The sequence below is a fragment of the Pseudomonas sp. LAIL14HWK12:I7 genome (genome assembly GCF_000483465.1).
Taxonomy (GTDB): domain Bacteria; phylum Pseudomonadota; class Gammaproteobacteria; order Pseudomonadales; family Pseudomonadaceae; genus Aquipseudomonas; species Aquipseudomonas kermanshahensis.
On record NZ_AXYZ01000009.1, the window covers coordinates 280,063 to 303,383 of the forward strand.

Annotated in this window: 19 protein-coding genes; 8 read left to right on the plus strand and 11 right to left on the minus strand. The window is 62.6% G+C overall.

The genetic code is table 11. From position 1 onward, the window contains the following. Positions 1–76 precede the first annotated feature (76 nt). The 4 genes from D886_RS0112325 to pdxH all read left to right on the plus strand — a co-directional run bounded on the left by D886_RS0112325 (position 77) and on the right by pdxH (position 5,333). A complete protein-coding gene (locus D886_RS0112325) occupies positions 77–2,314 on the plus strand; it encodes a beta-galactosidase (RefSeq protein ID WP_027594227.1) in 2,238 nt (745 codons plus the stop codon). Positions 2,315–2,434: 120 nt separating this feature from the next. Next, the gene (locus tag D886_RS0112330; RefSeq protein WP_027594228.1) at positions 2,435–3,580 is read left to right on the plus strand and encodes an EstA family serine hydrolase; all 1,146 of its coding nucleotides are present in this window, start codon (positions 2,435–2,437) and stop codon (positions 3,578–3,580) included. 99 nt (positions 3,581–3,679) lie between these two features. After that, a complete protein-coding gene (locus D886_RS0112335) occupies positions 3,680–4,666 on the plus strand; it encodes an OmpA family protein (RefSeq protein WP_027594229.1) in 987 nt (328 codons plus the stop codon). A 19-nt stretch (positions 4,667–4,685) separates the two neighbouring features. Then, entirely contained in the window at positions 4,686–5,333 is a 648-nt protein-coding gene (gene pdxH, locus D886_RS0112340; protein ID WP_027594230.1) for a pyridoxamine 5'-phosphate oxidase, read from the plus strand. A 31-nt stretch (positions 5,334–5,364) separates the two neighbouring features. On the opposite strand, the gene D886_RS0112345 is transcribed toward pdxH, so the two are convergent. Then, positions 5,365–5,607: a hypothetical protein gene (locus D886_RS0112345; RefSeq protein WP_027594231.1), complete on the minus strand. Its 243-nt coding sequence runs from the start codon at positions 5,605–5,607 to the stop codon at positions 5,365–5,367. A 151-nt stretch (positions 5,608–5,758) separates the two neighbouring features. On the opposite strand from D886_RS0112345, the gene D886_RS0112350 reads away from it, so the two are divergent. Then, positions 5,759–6,223 (plus strand): glycine zipper 2TM domain-containing protein, encoded by a 465-nt coding sequence (locus D886_RS0112350; protein WP_027594232.1) that lies wholly within the window; start codon positions 5,759–5,761, stop codon positions 6,221–6,223. Between the two features lie 78 nt (positions 6,224–6,301). Here D886_RS0112350 and nhaA read toward each other — a convergent pair whose 3' ends face one another. From nhaA to D886_RS0112390, 8 genes are all read right to left on the minus strand, one after another. Further along, positions 6,302–7,477 carry a Na+/H+ antiporter NhaA gene (nhaA, locus tag D886_RS0112355; RefSeq protein ID WP_027594233.1) on the minus strand — a complete coding sequence of 392 codons (1,176 nt, stop codon included), beginning with the start codon at positions 7,475–7,477 and terminating at the stop codon, positions 6,302–6,304. A gap of 325 nt (positions 7,478–7,802) precedes the next feature. After that, positions 7,803–9,416, minus strand: coding sequence for an NAD(P)/FAD-dependent oxidoreductase (locus tag D886_RS0112360; RefSeq protein ID WP_027594234.1), 1,614 nt, complete (start codon positions 9,414–9,416; stop codon positions 7,803–7,805). Between the two features lie 103 nt (positions 9,417–9,519). Continuing rightward, entirely contained in the window at positions 9,520–10,194 is a 675-nt protein-coding gene (locus D886_RS0112365) for a COG3650 family protein (protein ID WP_027594235.1), read from the minus strand. A gap of 237 nt (positions 10,195–10,431) precedes the next feature. Continuing rightward, positions 10,432–11,133: an ABC transporter ATP-binding protein gene (locus tag D886_RS0112370; RefSeq protein WP_027594236.1), complete on the minus strand. Its 702-nt coding sequence runs from the start codon at positions 11,131–11,133 to the stop codon at positions 10,432–10,434. Then, a complete protein-coding gene (gene livG, locus D886_RS0112375) occupies positions 11,134–11,901 on the minus strand; it encodes a high-affinity branched-chain amino acid ABC transporter ATP-binding protein LivG (protein WP_027594237.1) in 768 nt (255 codons plus the stop codon). Next, positions 11,898–13,154, minus strand: a complete 1,257-nt coding sequence (locus D886_RS0112380; RefSeq protein WP_027594238.1) for a high-affinity branched-chain amino acid ABC transporter permease LivM — start codon at positions 13,152–13,154, stop codon at positions 11,898–11,900. The genes livG and D886_RS0112380 overlap by 4 nt, the downstream gene beginning before the upstream one ends. After that, positions 13,151–14,074: a high-affinity branched-chain amino acid ABC transporter permease LivH gene (gene livH / locus D886_RS0112385; RefSeq protein ID WP_008097482.1), complete on the minus strand. Its 924-nt coding sequence runs from the start codon at positions 14,072–14,074 to the stop codon at positions 13,151–13,153. The genes D886_RS0112380 and livH overlap by 4 nt, the downstream gene beginning before the upstream one ends. 187 nt (positions 14,075–14,261) lie before the next feature. After that, on the minus strand, positions 14,262–15,377 hold the full coding sequence (locus D886_RS0112390; RefSeq protein WP_027594239.1) for a branched-chain amino acid ABC transporter substrate-binding protein: 1,116 nt from the start codon (positions 15,375–15,377) through the stop codon (positions 14,262–14,264). Positions 15,378–15,737: 360 nt separating this feature from the next. On the opposite strand from D886_RS0112390, the gene D886_RS0112400 reads away from it, so the two are divergent. Together D886_RS0112400 and D886_RS0112405 are read left to right on the plus strand one after the other, a co-directional pair. After that, entirely contained in the window at positions 15,738–16,049 is a 312-nt protein-coding gene (locus tag D886_RS0112400) for a DUF2288 domain-containing protein (protein ID WP_027594241.1), read from the plus strand. 205 nt (positions 16,050–16,254) lie between these two features. Beyond that, entirely contained in the window at positions 16,255–17,142 is an 888-nt protein-coding gene (locus D886_RS0112405; RefSeq protein ID WP_027594242.1) for an NAD(P)-dependent oxidoreductase, read from the plus strand. On the opposite strand, the gene D886_RS26930 is transcribed toward D886_RS0112405, so the two are convergent. Beyond that, positions 17,042–19,306 carry a bifunctional diguanylate cyclase/phosphodiesterase gene (locus D886_RS26930; protein WP_033694180.1) on the minus strand — a complete coding sequence of 755 codons (2,265 nt, stop codon included), beginning with the start codon at positions 19,304–19,306 and terminating at the stop codon, positions 17,042–17,044. The genes D886_RS0112405 and D886_RS26930 overlap by 101 nt on opposite strands. Before the next feature lie 281 nt (positions 19,307–19,587). Further along, entirely contained in the window at positions 19,588–22,434 is a 2,847-nt protein-coding gene (gene rapA, locus D886_RS0112415) for an RNA polymerase-associated protein RapA (protein WP_027594243.1), read from the minus strand. A gap of 151 nt (positions 22,435–22,585) precedes the next feature. Here rapA and D886_RS0112420 point away from each other — a divergent pair, with 151 nt between their 5' ends. Next, positions 22,586–23,281 (plus strand): M949_RS01915 family surface polysaccharide biosynthesis protein, encoded by a 696-nt coding sequence (locus tag D886_RS0112420; protein ID WP_027594244.1) that lies wholly within the window; start codon positions 22,586–22,588, stop codon positions 23,279–23,281. Positions 23,282–23,321: the final 40 nt, after the last annotated feature.

The window sequence follows — 23,321 nt, forward strand, 5'->3', positions numbered from 1 at the left end:
GGAGCACACTGCTCCGGCTTGTTGTCCATCACTCAGTCTTGGGCTCACGAGGGCCCTGAAGGAGAGCCCCAGCCCTATGGTCCGCCGTACCCTGCCTGTCGTATTCGCCCTGTTGTTCAGCTCGCCCTTGCTGGCCGGGCAGCAGACGCTGTTCAGCTTCGTGCGCCCGGCCTCGGTGGTCAACGTGGTGACCACCGAGGCCGGCATGCCGCAGTACAACGCAGAGCAGACGGCCGGGGGGGAGGTGCTGCGGCGCGTGGTGTTCAACCCAGTCGAGCGGCCGACCCTGCGCCTGAGCCCGCAAAGCGGTGCCTGGGACTGGTCGACCGGGCAGTTCCTGACCTTGCGCCTGCAAAGCGCCATGGATTGGGCGCTGACAGTGGATGTCACCGTGCTGGGCACTGATGGCCGCACGCTGACCAGCCGCATCGACCTGCCAGCCGGGCCGGCCCAGACGGTGATGGTGCCGCTCACGGCCACCTCGCCGTTGAGCCAGGGTATGCGCGCAGGCCCGCCAATGCCGTGGACGTATGCCGGCCAGCGCCTGCTGCTGACCAGTAGCGCGGGCGCTGTAGACCTCAAGCAAGTGGCCTCTGTCAGCCTGACGATCCCCAACCCCAAGGTGGCGCAGAGCCTGCTGATCGAGAAGGTGGGTATTCAGGATGACGACCAGGCCTACAAAGCTGCCTACCACGAGCTGATCGATGCTTATGGCCAGTCCACGCGTGGCCAATGGCCTGAAAAAATCGGCAGCGACGAGCAGCTCAAGGCTGCCGATGTGCGCGAACAGCAGCAACTCAAGGGCTGGCTGGCAGAGCTTGGCAAGCAGCCCCTGGACACCTATGGCGGGCTGCTGGACGGGGCGGCGTTCGAGGCCAAGGGTTTTTTCCGAACCGAGAAGCGTGATGGGCGCTGGTACCTGGTAACGCCGGATGGCCACCCGTTCTACTCGCTGGGTGTCAACGCCGTGGCCGCGGATGGCGGGCGCACCTACGTCGAAGGCCGTGACGGCATGTTCAAGGCGCTGCCCGGCGATAATGATCCGCTGGCGGCGTTCTATGGCAAGGGTAACAACGACGACGGCAATGCCTCGTCGCAAGGGCGCAACTTCAAGCAGGGGCGTTGGTTCGACTTCTATGCCGCCAATATCCAGCGCACCTATGGCAAACCTTGCCCGCCCCGCGTTGAGGGGCAGCCTGCAGTAGAGTGCCCGCCATTGGTGCTGGATGCCTCGCGCTGGCAGACGCACGCGCTCGATCGCCTGCAAGCCTGGGGTTTCAATACCCTGGGTAACTGGAGCGATTCGGCGTTGGGCCAGGCCAAGCGCATGCCCTACACCTTGCCGCTGTCGATTGTCGGTGACTACGCCAGCATCAGTACGGGCATGGACTGGTGGGGCAGCATGCCCGACCCCTTCGACCCCCGGTTCGCCATGGCCACTGAGCGCGCGGTCGCCATCGCCGCCCGGGACCACCGTGATGACCCGTGGCTGATCGGCTACTTCGCTGACAACGAGCTGGCCTGGGCTGCACCGGGCAATGACCCCAAGGCCCGCTACGGGCTGGCCTACGGCACACTGCGCCTGACCACCGACGTGCCCGCCAAGCGCGCCTTCCTCAAGCAACTGCGGGACAAATACCGCAACCAGGAGGGCCTGTCCAAGGCTTGGGGGATTGAACTGTCCGCCTGGGAGCTGATGGAAGACCCCGGTTTCGAGGCCCCCTTGCCCAACCCGGAGCACCCGGAAATCGAACGGGATTACCAGTACTTCCAGCAGGTGTTCGCCGAGACCTATTTCAAGACCATCGCCGATTCGTTGAAGTGGCACGCGCCCAATCACCTGCTGCTCGGCGGCCGCTATGCGGTGAGCACGCCAGAAGCGGTCAAGGCCTGCGCGGAGTTCTGCGACGTGCTGAGTTTCAACTTCTATACCCTCAAGCCTGAGGACGGTTACGACTTCGCCCGCCTTGCCGAGCTGGACAAGCCGGTGCTGGTGTCCGAGTTCCAGTTCGGCTCCCGCGACCGTGGGCCGTTCTGGCCGGGGCCGTTGGAGGTGGCGCGTGAAGAAGACCGTGGGCCGGCCTATGGCAACTTCCTCAAGGCCGCGTTGGCGCAGCCGATGATCGTCGGTGCGCATTGGTTCCAGTACCTGGACCAACCGGCCAGTGGGCGGCTGCTCGATGGTGAGAACGGGCACCTGGGGCTGGTGGCCATCACCGATGTGCCCTACTCAGGGTTCGTCGAGGCGGTGCGTAAAAACAACCAGCAGGCCATTGGTCAGTTGCGCGCGCAGTTGGTCAAGCCGCAGCCGTGAGCCATCGGGGCCGTCAAACGGCCCCTTTACCTGCGACCACCCAGCCTAAGCCAGTTTGCAAAACCGCCAACTACTGAAACAATGCACGCCATTTTCAGAAGGTCGTACGGAGAACAGTGGGTGCAGATCCAGGGTCACTATGAGCTGAAGTTCGAGGCGGTGCGTGAAGCCTTCGCCGAGTTGTTCGATGATCCCCAGGAGCGTGGCGCGGCGCTGTGCATCCAGGTGGGCGGCGAGACCGTGATCGACCTGTGGGCGGGCACCAGCGACAAGGACGGGCAGCAGGCCTGGCACAGCGACACCATCGCCAACCTGTTCTCCTGCACCAAGACTTTCACCGCCGTCACCGCCTTGCAACTGGTAGGCGAGGGAAAATTGGCGCTGGATGTTCCGGTCGCGCATTACTGGCCCGAATTCGCACAGGCCGGCAAGCAGTCCATCACCCTGCGCCAGTTGCTCAGCCATCGCGCTGGCCTGCCGGCCATCCGTGAGTTGCTGCCTGCCGAGGCGTTGTATGACTGGCAGGCGATGGTCGATGCCTTGGCCGCCGAAACCCCGTGGTGGGCGCCCGGCACCGAACACGGCTACGCCGCCATCACTTATGGCTGGCTGATCGGGGAGCTGATCCGCCGTGCAGACGGCCGTGGCCCAGGCGATTCGATCGTGGCCCGTACGGCCCGGCCGTTGGGGCTGGACTTCCATGTCGGCCTGGCGGATGACGAGTTTTACCGCGTGGCGCATATCGCACGCGGCAAGGGCAACCCCGGCGATGCCGCGGCCCAGCGCTTGCTGCAGGTGACCATGCGTGAGCCCGAGGCGCTGTCGACCCGTGCGTTCACCAACCCGCCAGCGATTCTCACCAGTACCAACAAGCCCGAGTGGCGGCGCATGCAGCAACCGGCGGCCAATGGCCACGGCAATGCCCGCAGCCTGGCAGGCTTCTATGCCGGGCTGCTCGATGGCAGCCTGCTCGAGTCCGAGCTGCTCGACGAACTCACTCGCGAGCACAGTATCGGCCAGGATCGCACCTTGCTGACCCAGACCCGTTTCGGCCTGGGCTGCATGCTTGACCAGCCCGAGGTGGCCAATGCCACCTTTGGCCTCGGTGCCCGTGCGTTCGGGCATCCCGGCGCGGGCGGCTCGGTAGGTTTCGCCGACCCGGAGCACGATGTGGCATTCGGTTTTGTGGTCAATACCCTTGGCCCGTATGTGCTCATGGACCCAAGAGCCCAGAAGTTAGTCCGCGTCCTTGCCAGTTGCCTTTGATCGGGTAATGCGGGTATTGGCTGACCCCTTTGACTATCCTCAATGTCTACGCGTTAAGTGCGTTGGCAAAATTTCCTTCTATTTCATGGTGTATCGCTGATGTCTTCACATAAAACCTTAGCACTCGCCCTGTGCCTGACCGCCGTCACCGGCTGCGCCAGTCATTCCCCGGACGCCGCGAAGGACAGTGGTTTCAACTGGTGGCCTTTTGGGTCGGACCAGGTTGCCGAGCAGGAAGTGAAGCAAGCCGTCACCGAAAAGGTCGCCAAGGCCGATGCCAAGTCCGAAAGCGCAAGCCGCTGGTGGTGGCCGTTTGGCGGCGACGACACGGCCAAAGGGCCCGTTGTACCCAAGATCGACCAGAAAGCCACCCAGGCCTGGTTGGACGAATACGAGCCCAAGCTGCGTGAAGCCATCAAGGACAGCAAGCTGGAACTGGAGCGCCGTGACAACGTGCTGGCGGTGACCATTCCGGTGGACAGCTCGTACAACCCTGATCGCCCGAACATGCTGCTGCCGATGACCCTGGGCCCGATCACCCGTGTGGCCAAGACCGTCGAGGGCGATTCCAAGACCGCCGTGTTGGTGCTGGGCCATGCCGACAGCAGCGGTGTTGCAGCGGCTAACCAGAAGCTCAGCCTGGAGCGCGCCGCCTCGGTGTCGGCGATTTTCCGCCTCAGCGGCCTGCAACGTGATCGCCTGAGCCTGAAGGGGATGGGGTCGGTAATGCCGCGCGCCGCCAACGACAGCGCCGAAGGCCGTGCACTGAACCGCCGTGTGGAATTGCTGCTGACGCCACAGAACACCATGGTCGCGCTGCTGGCCAAGTACCAACAGGCCGCGCCGGCACCGACCCCAGCGTCGATGGTCGCAGTGCAAGATGCCAAGGCACCTGCCGCCAAGGCCGTCAGCACCAAACCGGCTGCCAAGGCCGCTGCCAAACCGGCCGCGAAAAAGCCTGTCGCCAAGGCCAAGGCACCCGCCAAGACGGCTGCAAAAAGCAAAGCCGCGCCGGCCAAGCCCGCTGCCAAGAAGGCGACCACCGACAAGAAAGTAGCCGCCAACAGCCCTGCGAAGACCAACTGATCGTCAAGGAAACGCAGCCATGACTCAAACCCTGGCCGATATGCGCCGCGACTACACCCGTGATGGCCTGGCAGAAGCCCAGGCCCCGGGGGAGCCGTTCGCTTTGTTCCACCAGTGGTTCGCCGATGCGGTGAAGACTGAACAACCCCCGGTTGAGGCCAACGCCTTGACCCTCGCCACGGTCGATGGCGAAGGCCGGCCCCATTGCCGCGTCTTGCTGCTCAAGGGGCTCGATGACCGTGGTTTTACCTTCTTCACCAACTACGAAAGTGCCAAGGGCCAGCAACTGCAGGCCAACCCTTTCGCCGCCATGACGTTCTTCTGGCCGGCGCTGGAGCGCCAGGTACGTATCGAAGGGCGTGTGGAAAAGGTCACGGCCAAGGAGTCGGACGACTACTACCAGGTGCGACCGCTGGGCAGCCGCCTGGGGGCTTGGGCCTCGCCGCAAAGCCAGGTAATAACCGGCCGCGAAGCGTTGGAAGCGCTGGTAAAGGCGACCGAGGCGCGGTTCTGTGACACTCAGCCGCATTGCCCCGAGCACTGGGGAGGGTACCGTCTGTTGCCTGAGCGTATCGAGTTCTGGCAGGGGCGGGCGAGCCGCCTGCATGACCGGTTGAATTACCGCCTGGTGGATGGGCAATGGCTGCGAGAGCGGCTGGCGCCTTGACAACCCTGGGGCCGCTTGCGGCCCCAGGTGTTTATTCCGCTACGCCGGGATAAGCCTCGGCCTCACGTGCCAACCAACTCGCCAGCGCCTTGCGCTTGACCTTCTCTCTGCGTGCCTGCTCCAGCCGCTGCAACATGTAGTCACGCTTCTGCGCATCCTTCCCGGCCAGCGATAGCGCCAGGTCGCGGTCCATCCAGCGGCGCATGCGCACATACAGCCACCCATGGAAGTACAGCCCTGCGACAGTTGTCACCACGACGATGAAGTAATCCATGGCTATCCTTGGTCTCACTTGAAAGGCCCCACGATACAGTCCATGCAGGCTGTACCCAGGCTGAATGAAAACAATTTTATTGCGTCTGCGTCGTGACAGCCGTCAACGCGCAGCGTCTAATGGACACCGATGACTTTTGGAGATTTTACCTATGCGTAAATCCGCTTTGCTGGTGGCGACCTTTACCACCATGTCGCTGTTGCTGGGGGGCTGTGCCTCGAGCCTGACCGGCGATAGCTACTCCCGTGATGAGGCCCGTCGCGTGCAGACAGTGCGTATGGGTACCATCGAATCCCTCCGTCCGGTCAAGATCGAAGGCACCAAGACCCCAATCGGCGGTGGCGCTGGCGCCATTGTCGGTGGCGTTGCCGGCAGTGCAGTCGGTGGTGGCCGCGGCAGCATCGTTGCGGCCGTAATTGGTGCAGTGGCCGGTGGCCTGGCAGGTTCTGCCGCCGAGGAAGGCATCACTCGCACCCAGGGTGTTGAAATCACCGTGCGTGAAGATGACGGCAGCATGCGTGCCTATGTGCAGGCCGTTCAGGAAAACGAGATTTTCCGGGTTGGCGACCGTGTTCGCATCATGACCGTCGACGGTACCAGCCGCGTCTCGCACTGAGCCTTGACCCCGTTGTAGCGCAACAATAAAAAACCCCGACATGGCCACGCCAGTCGGGGTTTTTTAATGCCACTGTTTTTAGCTTGCGAGGGGTTTGCGGCTGGCCATCGCAGTGACGGCATAGCCGATGACCGCGGCGAAGAACGAGCCCGTAAGGATGCCCATGCGGTCCATGCCTGCGTAATCGCTACTGCCGGGCACGAATGCCAGCGAGCCCACGAACAAGCTCATGGTGAAGCCGATGCCACAGAGGATCGCCACCCCCAACAATTGCCCCCAGTTTGCGCCTGCCGGCAACGCGGCCAGGCCAAGTTTGATCGCAACCCAGGTCAGGCCGAAGACCCCTACCGTCTTACCCAACAGCAAGCCGACAGTGATACCCAGCGGTACTGGATGAGTGAAGCTGTCCAGGTTCATGCCTGCCAGCGAAACACCGGCGTTGGCGAAGGCGAACAGCGGCAGAATGGCGTAGGCAACCCAAGGGTGCAGGGCATGCTCCAGGGACAGCAGCGGCGACGTTTCGGCGTTGCGGGTGCGCAGTGGGATGCACAGCGCTAGGGCGACACCCGCCAGCGTGGCGTGAACACCGCTCTTGAGCACGCACACCCAAAGCACCAGGCCGATGATCAGGTAGGGCCCGAGTTTGACCACGCCAAGCCGGTTCATGGCCAGCAGCGCTACCAGGCAGGCGCCGGCCAGCAACAGCGAGACGCTCGACAAGGTGCCCGAATAGAACAGGGCAATGACAATGATCGCGCCCAGGTCATCGATGATCGCCAGGGTCATCAGGAACAGCTTCAGCGAGACCGGTACCCGCTTGCCCAGCAGTGCCAGCACGCCCAGGGCGAAGGCAATGTCGGTGGCGGTGGGGATGGCCCAGCCGGCGACCGCAGCCGGGTCGTCGCGGTTGATGAACCAGTAGATCAGTGCGGGTATCACCATGCCACCCACCGCAGCGGTAGCGGGCAGGACTATCTGCGAGGGCTTGGAGAGGTGGCCGTCGACCACCTCGCGCTTGACCTCCAGGCCGATGAGCAGGAAGAACAGCGCCATCAGGCCGTCGTTGATCCACAGCAGCAAGGGCTTGGCGATTTCCAGCGCGCCAACTTTGACCGCCACCGGGACGTCGAGCAGGCCGTTGTACAGGTAGGACAAAGGTGAGTTGTTGATGACCAGCGCAAGAACGGCCGCGGCGATCAACAGCAGACCGCTGGCAGCTTCGAGCTGAAAGAATCGGGTGAAGAGGCTACGCACGGGCTATGGGCTCTCCCTGAGAGATTAAGGATGGAACGGGCGTACACCCTAGCCTGTGGCGATATGCTTTAAAACAAAAACTATATTCGTTTTTGTTATATGTTATTGCTGCCTGGGCTGTGGCAAGCCTAGACGGTGTTGCGGAAAGCGTGGGTAGGGGGAATCCGATTATCTCTGCAGGCTTTTCTGGCACTGCAGAGCCCCGCAGACTCGATGCCGTGTAGGAGCAGCCTTGCGCTGCGAAGAGGCCAGTGGCAGCACATAGCGCTTCGCTGCTTTCACCGCCCTCTTCGCAGCACAAGGCTGCTCCTACCAGAAGCGGGCCTTATGCGTTCAGCCCGAGCATATCCCGCGCCACCGCCTCGGCAATGCGAATGCCATCGACGCCAGCGGACAGAATACCACCCGCATAACCCGCACCTTCGCCCGCTGGGAACAGCCCCTTCAGGTTCAGGCTCTGGAAGTCTTCACCCCGGGTAATCCGCAGCGGTGAAGACGTGCGCGTCTCGATACCGGTCAGCACCGCATCGTGCAGGTTGTAGCCTTTGATCTGCCGATCGAATGCCGGCAGTGCTTCGCGGATCGCCTCGATGGCGAAGTCCGGCAGGCTCGGCGCCAGGTCGCCGAGGGTCACGCCCGGTTTATACGACGGTTCGACACTGCCCAGGGCAGTGGACGGCCTGCCGGCCACGAAGTCGCCAACCAACTGCGCCGGTGCCTGGTAGTTGCTGCCACCCATCACGTAGGCGTGGGCTTCCAGGCGCTCCTGCAGCTCGATACCGGCCAACGGGCCACCCGGGTAGTCGCGTTCCGGGTCGATGCCGACGACGATGCCGGAGTTGGCATTGCGTTCGTTACGCGAGTACTGGCTCATGCCGTTGGTAACGACGCGGCCAGGCTCGCTGGTGGCCGCGACCACGGTGCCGCCTGGGCACATGCAGAAGCTGTACACCGAACGGCCGTTCTTGGCGTGATACACCAGTTTGTAGTCGGCGGCGCCGAGCTTCGGGTGGCCGGCGTACTTGCCCAGGCGCGCCTTGTCGATCAGCGTTTGCGGGTGCTCGATACGGAAGCCGACCGAGAAGGGCTTGGCCTCCATGAACACGCCCTTGGCGTGCAGCATGCGGAACGTGTCGCGGGCACTGTGGCCCAGGGCCAGGACCACATGGCGCGATTGCAGCTGCTCGCCGCTTTCCAATACCACGCCGGTCAGTTGCCCATCATCGGTCAGCAGGTCGGTGACTTTCTCCTGGAAGCGCACTTCGCCGCCCAGGGCGATGATGTCCTGACGCATCTGCTCGACCATACCGGTCAGGCGGAAGGTACCGATGTGCGGCTTGTTGATGTAGAGAATCTCATCGGGCGCACCGGCCTTGACGAACTCTTCCAGCACCTTGCGGCCGTGGTGCAGCGGGTCCTTGATCTGGCTGTACAGCTTGCCGTCGGAGAACGTCCCGGCGCCGCCTTCGCCGAACTGCACGTTGGACTCCGGGTTGAGCACGCTTTTGCGCCACAGGCCCCAGGTGTCCTTGGTGCGCTGGCGCACTTCTTTGCCGCGCTCGAGAATGATCGGCTTGAAGCCCATCTGCGCCAGCAACAGGCCGGCAAAGATGCCGCAGGGGCCGAAGCCGACCACGATCGGGCGTTGCTCGACCTCGGCAGGGGCGTGGCCGACGTACTTGTAGGTAACGTCAGGCGCGACGCCGATGTTGCGATCGTCTGCGAATGTGCGAAGCAGCTCGGCTTCGTTGCTGGCTTCGAGGTCGATGGTGTAGATGAACAGCAGTTCGCTGTTTTTCTTGCGTGCGTCGTAGCTGCGCTTGAACAGGTTGAAGCTGAGCAATTGCTCATCGCGGATGCCCAGGCGCTGGACGATGGCTTCGCGCAGGGCTTCGTCAGGGTGGTCCAGGGGCAGCTTCAGTTCGGTGATTCGTAGCATGGCAGGGTCCAGTATCCCGGCCATGGGCGGCCGGCGGCTTTACACAAACCGCCAAGTATAAGCTGTTCGCCGCCCTGACTGGCAGGATAAAAGCGCCCGGCGATCAGTTGTCGCGTGCACCACCGTAGTAACCGCAGCCTTGTAGGGTCTTGCCATCGATGCGCAGCTCGGCGCGCAAGTGACGGACTGCCCCGGTCGCGCTGTCCACGCAGCGTTGCGGTGCGACCCAAAGTTCCACGTGCTGGCCGTTGGCTTCGCTGGTCAGGGTCAGGCCGCCACCGGGTACTTCTTCTTCCAGGAACGGCAGGGGCAGCGGCGCCTGGCCTACGCGGTTGACGACCATGCCTTTGCCGCTGGCTTTGATGTCCCAGTCGGGTTCGTGGCCGTTGGCACGCAGGGTCAGTTGTTTGAAGTTGGGGTCTTCACAGGCCCTGGTCGAGGGCTCCAGGCGGTACAGGCGGCGGACGTCGAGCTGGCCGTCGGTGTTGGCCTGCTTGCTGCCAGTCAGGCGGCCGCGCACGTCGGCGAACAGCTTGTCGCCAGCATCCTTGGCGAGGTTGGCGGCTTCCTGCAGGATGCCAGTGCTGGCGGCGTCGTTGATCACGAAACGGCGGCTTTCATTACAGGGTTTGAACAGCAACTGGCCCCCGGCGGCGCTCAGTTCGCCCTGCATGCGCGTGGTGCCGATGTTCGGGTCGGTCGGCGTGGCAGCCATGAGCTGGCAGCCGGCGAACAGGGGCAGCATGGCGGCGAGCAGCAGGGAGGGGGTGAGGCGCATGGGGCGGGCTCCGGCGATCGTTGCAAAAGAGCTGGCCACGTTACTCAGGGTGCGCGGCGATCACAAGCTTTGTTGATAGCCTGTGCCGGCCTCTTCGCGGGTAAACCCGCTCCCACAGGTACTGCACAGCTTTCAAAGTATCTGCTGGTCTGTGGGAGCGGGTTTACCCGCGAAGAGGCCGGCACAGGCCATATAAATGCAGCAGGTAGAACAAAGGGCCCGAAGGCCCTTTGCTCATCAACCACCCAGATACGCGTCACGCACCTTCGGGTCACTCAGCAGCGCTTCACCCGTGCCCTGCATCACCACCCGTCCGTTTTCCAGTACATAGGCACGGTCAGCGATCTTCAGCGCCTGGTTGGCGTTCTGCTCCACCAGGAACACGGTCACGCCGTCACGGCGCAGCTGTTCGATGATGTCGAAGATCTGCTGGATGATGATCGGGGCCAGGCCCAGCGAGGGCTCGTCGAGCAACAGCAACTTGGGTTTGCTCATCAGCGCCCGGCCAATGGCGAGCATCTGCTGCTCGCCACCGGACATGGTGCCGCCGCGCTGGACATAGCGTTCCTTCAGGCGCGGGAACAGCTGCAGGACCTTGTCCAGCTGCTCCTGGTAATCGCCCTTGTCGGTGAAGAAACCGCCCATGGCGAGGTTCTCTTCGACCGTCAGGCGGGCGAACACGCGGCGCCCTTCGGGGACTACGGCGATGCTCTTGCGCATGATGTGCGAGGAGGTCTGGCCGACCAGTTCTTCACCCAGGTACTTGATGCTGCCACTGTGCGCCTGCGGCGAGCCGCACAAGGTCATCAGCAGGGTCGACTTGCCTGCGCCGTTGGCGCCGATCAAGGTGACGATCTCGCCCTGGTTGATTTCCACGTTGACGCTGTGCAGTGCCTGGATCTTGCCGTAGAAGGTGGAAACGTTCTCGAACTTCAGCATTTACGCTTCCCCCAGGTAAGCCTTGATCACATCAGGATTGTCGCGAATCTGCTCCGGCGTGCCGTCGGCCAGGGGGGTACCCTGGTTGATCACCACGATATGGTCGGAGATGCTCATCACCAGCTTCATGTCGTGCTCGATCAGCAGCACGGTGACGTTGTGTGATTCGCGCAGGTAGGCGATCAGGGCCTTGAGGTCTTCGGTCTCTTTCGGGTTCAGGCCTGCTGCCGGTTCGTCGAGCATGATGATCCGTGGCTGGGTCATCATGCAGCGGGCGATTTCCAGGCGGCGTTGCTGGCCGTAGGCGAGGGTGCCGGCGGTGCGGTTGGCGAATTCGGTCAGGTTGACCTTTTCCAGCCAGTACTGCGCGCGTTCCATGGCTTCCTTCTCGCTGCGGCGGAAGCTCGGGGTCTTGAACAGGCCTGCGAAGAAGTTGGTGTTCAAGTGCCGGTGCTGGGCGATCAGCAGGTTCTCCAGCGCGGTCATTTCCTTGAACAGGCGGACGTTCTGGAAGGTCCGTACCACGCCCTTGCGGGCGATCTGGTGGCCGGCCAGGCCCTGGATCGGCTGGCCATCGAGCAGGATGGTGCCGCCGCTGGGCTTGTAGAAGCCGGTCAGGCAGTTGAACACGGTGGTCTTGCCAGCGCCGTTCGGGCCGATCAGCGCCACCACCTGTTTTTCTTTGACGGTCAGGGCCACGCCGTTGACCGCCAACAAGCCGCCGAAGCGCATGCTCAGGCCGCTGACTTGCAGAATTTCGCGGCTCATCGACGCAGCTCCATGTGTGGACGTTGCATAGGCAGCAGGCCTTGCGGACGCCAGATCATCATCAACACCATCAGCGCACCGAACATCAGCATCCGGTATTCGCTGAACTCACGCATCAGCTCAGGCAGCAGGATCATCACGATGGCCGCGAGGATCACGCCCAGCTGTGAGCCCATGCCGCCGAGCACGACGATGGCGAGGATGATCGCCGATTCGATGAAGGTGAACGACTCGGGGGTCACCAGGCCTTGGCGAGCCGCGAAGAAGCTGCCGGCGAAACCGGCGAAGCAGGCACCCAGGGTGAATGCCGAGAGCTTGATCACGGTAGGGTTCAGGCCCAGTGCGCGGCAGGCGATTTCGTCTTCACGCAAGGCTTCCCAGGCACGACCGATCGGCATGCGCAGCAGGCGGTTGATGACGAACAGCGCCAGCAAGGCCAGCAGCAGCGCTACCAGGTAGAGGAAGATCACCTTGTTGATCGAGTTGTATTCCAGCCCGAAGTACTCGTGGAAGGTCTGCATGCCCTCGGCGGCACGGCGTTCGAAGGTCAGGCCGAAAAACTCTGGCTTGGGGATGTTGCTGATGCCGTTAGGGCCGCCGGTCCAGTCGGTGAGGTTACGCAGGAACAGGCGGATGATCTCGCCGAAGCCCAGGGTCACGATCGCCAGGTAGTCGCCGCGCAAGCGCAGCACCGGGAAGCCGAGCAGGAAGCCAAAGGTGGCGGCCATCAGGCCGGCGATCGGCAGGCAGACCCAGAAGCTCCAGCCCAGGTAATGCGACAGCATGGCATAGCTGTAGGCACCTACGGCGTAGAAGCCCACATAACCCAGGTCGAGCAGACCCGCGAGGCCGACCACGATGTTCAGGCCCAGGCCCAGCAACACGTAGATCAGAATCAGCGTGGCGATGTCGACCGCACCGCGCGAGCCGAAGAACGGCCAGACCAGCGCAGCCACGATCAGCCCCATGATGATCCAGCGCTGGGTCTTGGGCAGGGTCAGGTAGTTGCTCACCGCAGGCGGGACCAGCTTGCGATCCGAGCGGCGGCCCATCACCGAACTCCACTGCTTGTCGAACAGCACGCGCAGGAACATCAGCACCGAGCAGACGGCGATGATGCTGATGGTGAACGACCCTTGGCTGTGCACGGCCAGGCTGATGCCGTCGATGCTCAGTTTCAGGCCGAGCACCGGGAAGGCCACGGCCCAGACCAGCAAGGCGCTGAAGAACGCCTGTTTAAGATTTTTGTTCATACTTTTTCAACCTCCGGGCGGCCCAGGATGCCGGTCGGCCGGAACAGCAGGACAAGTACCAAGAGACCGAATGCCACCACATCCTTGTACTGGTCGCCGAAAATGTCGGCGCCGAAGGCTTCGGCCACACCCAGCACCAGCCCACCGAGCATGGCGCCCGGAATGCTGCCGATGCCACCCAGCACAGCGGCGGTGAAGGCTTTGAGGCCCACCAGGAAGCCGGCGTTGGGGTTGATCACCCCGTACTGCATGCTCAGCAGCACGGCCGCCACCGCCGCCAGTGCGGCACCGATGACGAAGGTGAGGGCGATGATGTTGTTGGTGTTGATGCCCAGCAGGTTGGCCATCTTGATGTCCTCGGCGCAGGCACGGCAGGCGCGGCCCAGGCGGGAACGGGAGATGAACAGGGTGAGCAGGGTCATGGCCACCAAGGTGACGACGAACACCAGGATCTGCATGTAGCTGATCAGTACTTCTTCAGCACCGCCTGGCCCGAAAGAGAAGCTCCCAGGGATCAGGTTGGGGATGGATTTGTCCTTGGAGTCCTGCGAAAGCAAGACGGTGTTCTGCAGGAAAATCGACATGCCGATGGCGGAAATCAGCGGGATCAGACGGTTGCTGTTGCGCAAGGGGCGGTAGGCAACCCGTTCGATGCTGTAACCATAGGCACTGGTGACGAAGATCGTCGCGACGAAGGCGACGGTCATCAGGATCGGCAGCGAATGGATACCCATCATGGCCAGGCCCGCCAGGGCGATGAAGGCCACGTAGGAACCGATCATGTATACCTCGCCGTGGGCGAAGTTGATCATGCCAATGATGCCGTACACCATCGTGTAACCGATGGCGATCAAGGCATAGGTGCTGCCGATGGTCAATCCATTAACCAGTTGTTGGAAGAAATGGTAGATCTCAGGCATTACAGCGCTCCTAAAAACCTGATTTGCATTTCACTGGCAGGGGTACGGCCAGGAAACCGCGGGTGACGGTTTTAAGATTTTCAGGTGGACCGGCCCCCGGATCGCGGGGATCAGGCCCATGAACCTCGTAAAACAAAGCCCACTGCTCGCACAGTGGGCTTCTACGGTCAGCTATTTAGTCACGCAGTTACTGAGGGGAAACTTCAGTCTTCGGCTTGCCGAAGTGCCATTCGTAGACCACGAATTTGAAGTCTTTCAGGTCGCCCTTGGCGTCGTACGACAGGTCGCCGGTAGGGGTCTTGAAGGTGCCGTTGTGGATGGCTTCGGCAACCTTGGCGGTGTCTTCCGACTTGGCGGCCTTGATACCTTCAGCGATCAGCTCGACAGCCGAGTAGGCCGGGAACACGAACGGGCCACTTGGGTCTTTGCCGTCAGCCTTGATGGCGTCGACGATGGCCTTGTTCGCAGGGTCTGCGTCAAACGACTTCGGCAGGGTAACCAGCAGGCCTTCGGAAGCGCCCTGGGCGATCTGCGAAATGGAGTCGTTGCCGACACCTTCCGGCCCCATGAACTTGGCTTTCAGGCCTTTTTCCTGAGCTTGGCGCAGGATCAGGCCCAACTCTGGGTGGTAGCCGCCGTAGTAGACGAAGTCGACGTTGTTCTGCTTGAGCTTCTGGATGATCGAGGAGAAGTCTTTGTCACCGGCGTTCAGGCCTTCGAAGACGGCTACCTTGGTGCCTTTGCCTTCCAGGGTCTGCTTGACCGCGGTGGCGATGCCTTCACCGTACTGCTGCTTGTCGTGCAGGACCGCAACGACCTTGGGCTTGACGTGGTCGGCGATGTAGTTGCCGGCTGCCGGGCCCTGGGCGCTGTCCAGGCCGATGGTGCGGAAGATCAGCTTGTAACCACGGGCGGTGATTTCTGGGCTGGTGGCGGCGGGGGTGATCATGATCACGCCTTCGTCTTCGTAGATGTCGGACGCAGGCTGGGTGGAGCTGGAGCACAGGTGGCCGATGACGAACTTGACGCCGTCGTTGACCACTTTGTTGGCGACTGCCACGGCCTGTTTAGGGTCGCAGGCGTCGTCGTATTCCTTGGCTTCGAGCATCTTGCCATCGACGCCGCCCTTGGCGTTGATGTCTTTGATGGCTTGCTTGGCGCCGATGAACTGCATGTCGCCGTACTGGGTGACAGGGCCGGTCTTAGGCCCTGCGATCCCGATCTTGATGGTATCGGCGGCAAACGAATGGCTGGCTACCCCGGCCAGAACCATTGCGGCGAACAGCTTGGAAATCTTGATCATAGTGCTCCACTCATTCTGTTGTAATTCTTATAGTCCTGGCGGCCAGGGCTACAGACCGGGCGGGATTTGCGGTATGGCCACGCCATACTGCATGCCCACCTTCCCCCGGAACATGTCCCGGAACTGTACCGGTACAGTGTAGAGCGCTGTCCGAGCGCTTGAAAAGCGGTCAAAAAGAGCCTGTTTCCTGGGTTGTCGCTTGATCGACACAAAGATACAGAAAGGCGCCATCAATTTGCCTGTATCTGCGGCCCCACCCCACAAGTTCGGGGCCGATCGACCAAATTACGTATTTGAAACCGGGTTTTTCTGCAAAAATACCGGCCTTTTTTATTGGCCGATTTTTGCGGGTACAAACCCATGACTGATCAAACAAGCACCCTCTATGCCAAATTGCTTGGCGAGACGGCAATCATCGAATGGAAAGCACTGGAGCGCTTCTGGGCGAAGGGTGACCTGATTTGGGTCGACCCCAGCCTGGACCTGATCGCCGTTGCTGAAGCAATGGCCGAGAATCGCAGCGAGATCTTCGCCAAGTGGCGCAGTGATGGCACTGTGGGGCCGGTCACTGCTGAGCAGGCATTGGACCTGCAAAACCGCGACCCAGAGATCTGGGCGGTGGTGGTTTCACCGTTTATCGTGATTCAAGCGAAGCGTTCGGAATCAGCGTGATCGTTTTTGGTGCGTGAAAATGCGCAGCCCGCCTTAATTTGGTGCTTGAAGGCGATCAGCCGGGTAGAGGTAAGTAACAATTCGGCGTGGCGGTAACAGTTTACGGGATGCGTAATGTGGCCGCTGCGCGCCCCCTCGCGGGTATACCCGCGCCTTAGGCCCTGAATGCGGCCTCAAAAAATAACAAATGTGCAAGGAGTCGTTCATGAGTTCACAACTACCTTCGCTAGGATTCGCCGGCATTGGCCTGATGGGCCTGCCGATGTGTCGGCGCTTGCTGGCTGCCGGCTACCCCTTGACGGTGTGGAACCGCAGCCCGGACAAATGCGCCGAACTGGTGGCGGCTGGCGCGCGCCTGGCAGCAAGCCCGGCCGCGTTGTGCCGCGACAGCGATATGGTGCTGCTGTGCCTGGCTGACACGCCGGTGGTGCGCGAGGTGGTGTTTGGTGAACAGGGCATTGCCCAGGGCGGGCGCAGTGGCCAACTGCTGATCGACTTTTCAAGCCTCGAACCGACCGCCACCCGTGAGATGGCTGCCGAGCTCGCTGCGCTGTGTGGCATGGCCTGGCTGGATGCGCCGGTGTCCGGTGGCACGCCGGGGGCCGAGGCCGGCACCCTGGCAATCATGGTCGGTGGCGAAGCGGCTGACTTGCAACGCGCGCAGCCGGTGCTGCTGACCCTGGGCCAACGTGTAACGCACATGGGCGCCGTGGGTGCAGGCCAGGTGACCAAGGCTTGCAACCAGATGATCGTGGCCTGCAATGCGTTGGTGATCGCCGAAGTGGTGGCGTTGGCCGAGCAATCGGGGGTTGATGCGACACTGATCGCCGAGGCGTTGGCGGGAGGTTTTGCCGATTCGAAACCCTTGCAGATCCTCGCTCCGCAAATGGCCGAAAGCCGCTTCGAGCCGATCAAGTGGCATGTGCGTACGCTGCTCAAAGACCTCGACAGCGCGGTCAAATTCGCCCGCGAGCAGGGCTCGGCGACACCGCTCAGTGGCCTCGCCGCGCAATTGATGCGCTTGCACGGTAGCCAGGGCTACTTGCAAAAAGATCCGGCGACCCTGGTATCGCTGTATCGCAGCAAGGGCTGAGCACGCCTTTGTCGCGCTCCAGCCGCTCCAGGATGGGCCGCAATTCGCCCAACGCCACCGGGCGGCCGAGCAGGTAGCCTTGCAGGTAGTCGCAGCCGTGGGTTTCGAGGAATTCAAGTTGCTCGACGGTTTCCACCCCCTCACTGACTACCTGCAAGTGCAGGGTGTGGGCCATGACGATGATGGCCTGGACGATCTCGCGGTCTTTCTGGCTGCCGGGTACCTCCTGCAGGAAGGTCCGGTCGATTTTCAGCACGTCCAGCGGCAGGCGCTTGAGGTAGGCCAGTGACGAATAACCGGTGCCAAAGTCATCGATCGACAAGGCCACGCCGAGGGCGCGCACGCGCTTGAGCAGGTTGACCGTGCGATGAATATCGCCCATCAAGGCATTCTCGGTGACTTCAAGCTCCAGGTGGCGGGGCGCCAGCGCCGAGTGATACAGCGCTTTCTCCACTTCGCTGGGTAGCTCATCGTGGCTGAGGGTTACCGCCGAGCAGTTGGCGGTGACCTTCAGGTCAGCAAAGCCGTGACGGTGCAGTTGCGCCAGGTCGGCGCAGGCGTGGCGCAGCACCCACAGGTCGAGGTCGATGATCAAACCATTGGCTTCGGCGATACCGATGAACCGGTCGGGCCCGAGCAAGCCGTGTTGCGGGTGCTGCCAGCGGACCAAGGCTTCGAGCTTGGCCACCTGGCCATTGCGCAGGTCGAAGATGGGCTGGTAGTGCACGCACAGCCCGCGTTCCTCCAGCAGCGCGATGCGCAGTTCTTCTTCCAGCTGCAGGGCGAGGGTGGCGCGGGTTTTCAGGCTGTCGTTGAAGAAGTTGAGGCTGTTGCGACCGTTGCCCTTGGACTGGTACAGGGCAAGGTCGGCGTGCTTGAGCAGCTCTTCAGCGGTGTGGCCATCGTCGGGGAAAATGCTGATACCGATACTGGTGGTCATGACCATGCGCCGCCCACCCAGGTCGATGGGTTCCTTCATCCGTTGCATGATGCGCTGCGCCAGGTGACGTGCCTCGTCACGGTTGTTGAGGCTGGTGACCACGCAAAACTCGTCGCCCCCGAAACGCGCCACCAGGTCGTGGCTGCGGGTGGCTGCCTTGATGTGGTTGGCAATCACCTTGAGCAGTTCGTCGCCGGCGGCATGGCCAAGGCTGTCGTTGATCCGCTTGAAATGGTCGATGTCGAGGAACATCACCGCCAGGCGGTTTTGACTGGCGGTCTGTTCGGCGAGGCGTTCGGCGAATACCTGATTGAAACCGCGGCGGTTGATCAGGTTGGTCAGGGCGTCGTAATGCGCGGCCTGTTGCAGCGAGGCCCGTGCCTGGTCGAGCTGGCTAAGCAGGATGCTGACCCGGCGCAGGTCGTGCTCCTTGCTTTGCAGCTTCTTGTCGGCCAGTGCCGCACTGATGCTGGCGCCGCTGATCAGCAGTGTAATGAAGGCAATGGTCAGCCCCAGTTGCAGGCTGTTGTCTGCCGAGGGCAGGCGCAGGGCGGTATCGGCGGGGATGACCAGGGTCATGGCCGACATCGCGGTGAAGTGGGTCGCGACGATGCCACCGGCCATCACCAGGCTGGCGCCGTACTTCAGGGCTTGGTGCAACGTGCCGCTGCCATTGCGGAAATACCGCGCCAACAGCAACGCCGCGAGGCTGGTGAGCATGGCAATGACCACACAGGCCAGTAACAGCCCGGTCTGGTAGTACTGCCGGGCGCCGGTCTCGAGGGCGGCCATGCCGACAAAGTGCATCAGGATAATACCGGCACCAATCAGCACGGCACTTTGCAGGTAGTGCTGCACTCGCATTTGGCTGCGGTTGAGGCTGTTCATGCCCAACCAGGCAACGATCAATGCAATGAGCAACGAGAGGACGGTCAGCGAGACGTCGTAGTGGACTTCCACCGGCGCCTGGAAGGCCAGCATGCTGATGAAGTGCATGGCCCAGACACCGCCAGCCAGGCAACAGGCGCCAAGCACGCGCCACTGGCGTTGTGCGGTGGGGTGTTCGTTGTGGGATTGCCGCTCGGCCATGTCCAGGGTCGCGAAGCAAGCCGCGCAGGCCACGGTAAAGGCGAGCAGAACAAGGAAAGGCTCGTGGCGACAATCGATGACGATGCGTCCGGTTGCCGGCAGATCGGCGAACAGTTGCAGTCCCAACCAGTCCATTGCGTGCCTCTTGGCCGAGTTTTCACGCGTCTCCGGTAGAACGCCTTGGGAGACTGTCCAGAGGCAGTATAGGAAGAGGTGGTTAGGCCTTCCTGACTAATGGCACTTTGATTTCTACGATTTGGTTATGCGTTCAATAGCAGCCAGGAATATGACTGCTTGTGCCGCGCCACCTGTAGGAGCAGCCTTGTGCTGCGAAGAGGCCGGTAAAGCCACAGCATTGGCTGTGCCTGAACTGGCCTCTTCGCAGCGCAAGGCTGCTCCTACAGGGGCGGGGTGTATCAGCCGGCTACCAGCACGCGAATGGCTTCGAGGCGCAGGGCAGCTTTCTCAAGCATCGCCAGGCCTTCTTCACGCTGCTTGCGCAGGGCGTCGATTTCGCTGTCGCGCACGCTTGGGTTGACGGCTTGCAGGGCAACCATGCGCGCCAGCTCTTCGTCGGCCTCGGCCTGCAAGCGACGCTGCGCTTCGGCCACACGCTCGACGTGGGTCGGCATGATCTTGGCTTCACCACCACTGATGCGCTGGGCCAGTACATCACGTTGCGCCTGGACGAACTTGTTGGCGCTGGCGCGCGGCACACTTTCGAGCTGGTCGTTGAGCGTTTCGAATGCCACGCGCGACGCCAAGTCGTTGCCGTTGGTGTCGAGCAGGCAACGCAGGGCTGCCGGCGGCAGGTAACGGCCCAACTGCAGGGCGCGCGGTGCCACCACCTCGCTGACGAACAGCAGTTCGAGCAGCACGGTACCTGGCTTCAGGGCCTTGTTCTTGATCAGCGCAACGGCGGTGTTGCCCATCGAGCCGGACAGCACCAGGTCCATGCCACCCTGAACCATCGGGTGCTCCCAGGTCAGGAACTGCATGTCCTCGCGGGACAACGCCTGGGCGCGGTCGTAGGTGATGGTCACGCCTTCGTCGTCACCTAGCGGGAAGCTGGCGTCGAGCATTTTCTCGCTCGGCTTGAGGATCAGAGCGTTTTCCGAATGGTCTTCGCTGTCGATGCCGAACGCGTCGAACAGGGTTTCCATGTAGATCGGCAGGGCGAACTGGTCATCCTGTTCGAGAATCGCCTCGACCAGTGCCTGGCCCTCACCGGCTCCGCCAGAATTGAGCTCCAGCAGGCGGTCGCGGCCGCTGTGCAGCTCGGCTTCCAGGCGCTCGCGTTCGCCGCGGGCATCGGCCACCAGTGCATCCCAGGCTTTGCTGTCACCGCTTTCGAGCAGCGGCAGCAGGCGAGGGCCGAACTGATGCTGCAGGGCATTGCCGGTCGGGCAGGTGTTGAGGAAGGCGTTGAGCGCTTCGTGGTACCACTGGAACAGGCGCTCTTGCGGGCTGTCCTGCAGGTAGGGCACGTGCAACTGGATGGTGTGCTTCTGGCCGATCCGGTCGAGACGGCCGATACGCTGCTCGAGCAGGTCCGGGTGGGCCGGCAGGTCGAACATCACCAGGTGATGAGAGAACTGGAAGTTGCGGCCTTCGCTACCGATCTCGGAGCAGATCAGCACCTGGGCGCCGAACTCTTCGTCTGCGAAATAGGCGGCGGCGCGGTCACGCTCGAGAATGCTCATGCCTTCGTGGAAGACCGAGGCAGGAATGCCGGAGCGCACGCGCAGGGCGTCTTCCAGGTCCATGGCGGTTTCGGCATGGGCGCAGATCACCAGTACTTTGGTGCGCTTGAGCATCTTCAGGGTATCGATCAGCCAGTCGACCCGAGGGTCGAAACGCCACCAGCGCTCGTCGTCAGTGATGTCGCCCTGCGCCTGGAAGGCGACTTCCGGGTACAGCTCGGCTTTTTCGCCAGGCGGCAGGTCGCGGTACTGCTCCGGCATCGCTACCGGGTAGGCATGCAACTCGCGCTCGGGGAAGCCCTGAACGGCTGCGCGGGTGTTACGGAACAGCACGCGGCCAGTGCCGTGGCGGTCGAGCAGCTCGCGGATCAGGCGCGCGCTGGCTTGGGTATCGCCATCGCTGACGGCTGCCAGCAAGGCTTCGCCTTCGGCCCCGAGGAAACCATGGATGGTGGCGTGGGCCTCCGGCGACAGGCGACCTTCGTCGAGCAGCTCCTGTACCGCCTCGGCGACCGGGCGATAGTTTTCGCTCTCGGCACGGAACGCCACAAGGTCGTGGAAACGGTTGGGGTCGAGCAGGCGCAGCCGGGCGAAGTGGCTGTCCTGGCCGAGCTGTTCGGGGGTGGCGGTGAGCAGCAGCACGCCAGGGATCACCTGGGCCAGTTGCTCGACCAGGCCGTACTCGGCGCTGACCTGGTCTTCATGCCAGACCAGGTGGTGGGCTTCGTCGACCACCATCAGGTCCCAGCCTGCAGCAAACAGCGCGTCCTGGGCTTTTTCGTCGTCAACCAGCCATTCCAGGGCCACCAGCGCGAGCTGGGCGTCTTCGAACGGGTTGCTGGCATCGCTCTCGATGAAGCGCTCGGCGTCGAACAACGCCACTTGCAGGTTGAAGCGCCGGCGCATTTCCACCAGCCATTGGTGCTGGAGGTTTTCCGGGACCAGTATCAGTACGCGGCTGGCACGCCCTGAGAGCAGCTGGCGATGGATGATCAGGCCTGCCTCGATGGTTTTGCCCAGGCCGACTTCGTCCGCCAGCAGCACCCGGGGTGCGCTGCGGTCAGCGACTTCACGGGCGATGTGCAACTGGTGGGCGATCGGTTGTGCGCGGCAGCCACCCAGGCCCCAGAGCGACGACTGCATCTGCTTGCTGGTGTGCTGCAAGGTGTTGTAACGCAGGCTGAACCACGACAGCGGGTCGATCTGGCCGGCGAACAGGCGGTCGCTGGCCAGGCGGAACTGAATGAAGTTCGACAGTTGGGTTTCCGGCAGGGTACGCGGCTGGTTTTGCGCGTCCAGGCCGTGGTACACCAACAGGCCATCGACATCGTCGACCTCGCGCACGGTCAGCTTCCAACCGTCGAAGTGGGTGATCTGGTCGCCTGGCGAGAAGCGCACGCGGGTCAGCGGCGCATTGCGCAGGGAATACTGGCGGGTGTCGCCAGTGGCCGGGTAGAGCACGGTCAACAGGCGGCCATCCTGCGCCAGGATGGTACCCAGGCCGAGCTCTGCTTCGCTGTCGCTGATCCAGCGTTGCCCCGGTTGATACTGCTGCGCCATACTGCCTGAACTCCCGCGATGAAAAGCCGGCTATGTTAACGGATCGGCCGGTCAGACCAAAGTGTTGAAGTGCACCGAAGGGTGCCGAAGACCAACAGTCTAGCCGTTTCATCGACCAACACCGTCTTGTAGACGAGGGCCGCGCACCAACATGTCCGCCAAGCACCGCTGGTTGAACGTATCCCTGGCCGTGAGCAGCCTTGTGCTGCTGGCCGGCTGCGAGCAAAAAAGCTTCGAGACCTTGCCGGCGATTACGCCCGGGCAGCTTGAGGCACTGGGCGTCCAGACGCCGATCAAGAGCGTGCACTTTCGTGACCGCGACGGCGAAGGCCTGCTGGTGCTGAGCCGCACCGACGGCCAGGCCACCGACGCGGAAAACCAGCAGGAAGTGGACAAGGTAGTGCTCAAGGCCACGCTGTATGGGCGCACGGCCGAAAGCGATGCGTTCAAGGCACGTTGGCAGATCGAACAGGAAACCACCTGCCCGGGGCTGGACCTGGACGTCGACTTCTATTCCGATGTCAGCGATGTCAGTGACCTGAACAAGGACGGTATCGCCGAACTGACGGTTGCCAGCCATGCCTTCTGCGGCGGCGGCATCGACCCCCACGATATCGCCATCGAAATGCGCGAAGGCCAGGCCATCTACACCATTACCGGCCAATCACTGATCACCCCGGCGGGCGAGGAGCCGATCGGCGGCGAGCGCGAAGACAGCGCCTCGCTCAAAAGCGCGCCGCAGGTACTGCGCGAGCACATGGACGCGGTCTGGCAGCAGGTCTACAAGCGGCCCTGGAGCGAGGCGAGCCCGCCGAGCGATGACGACCCCGATGACGAAGTCGAATAAGCGTTGTCTCTATTCAAGGTAGGACAACGCCCGCCGATAC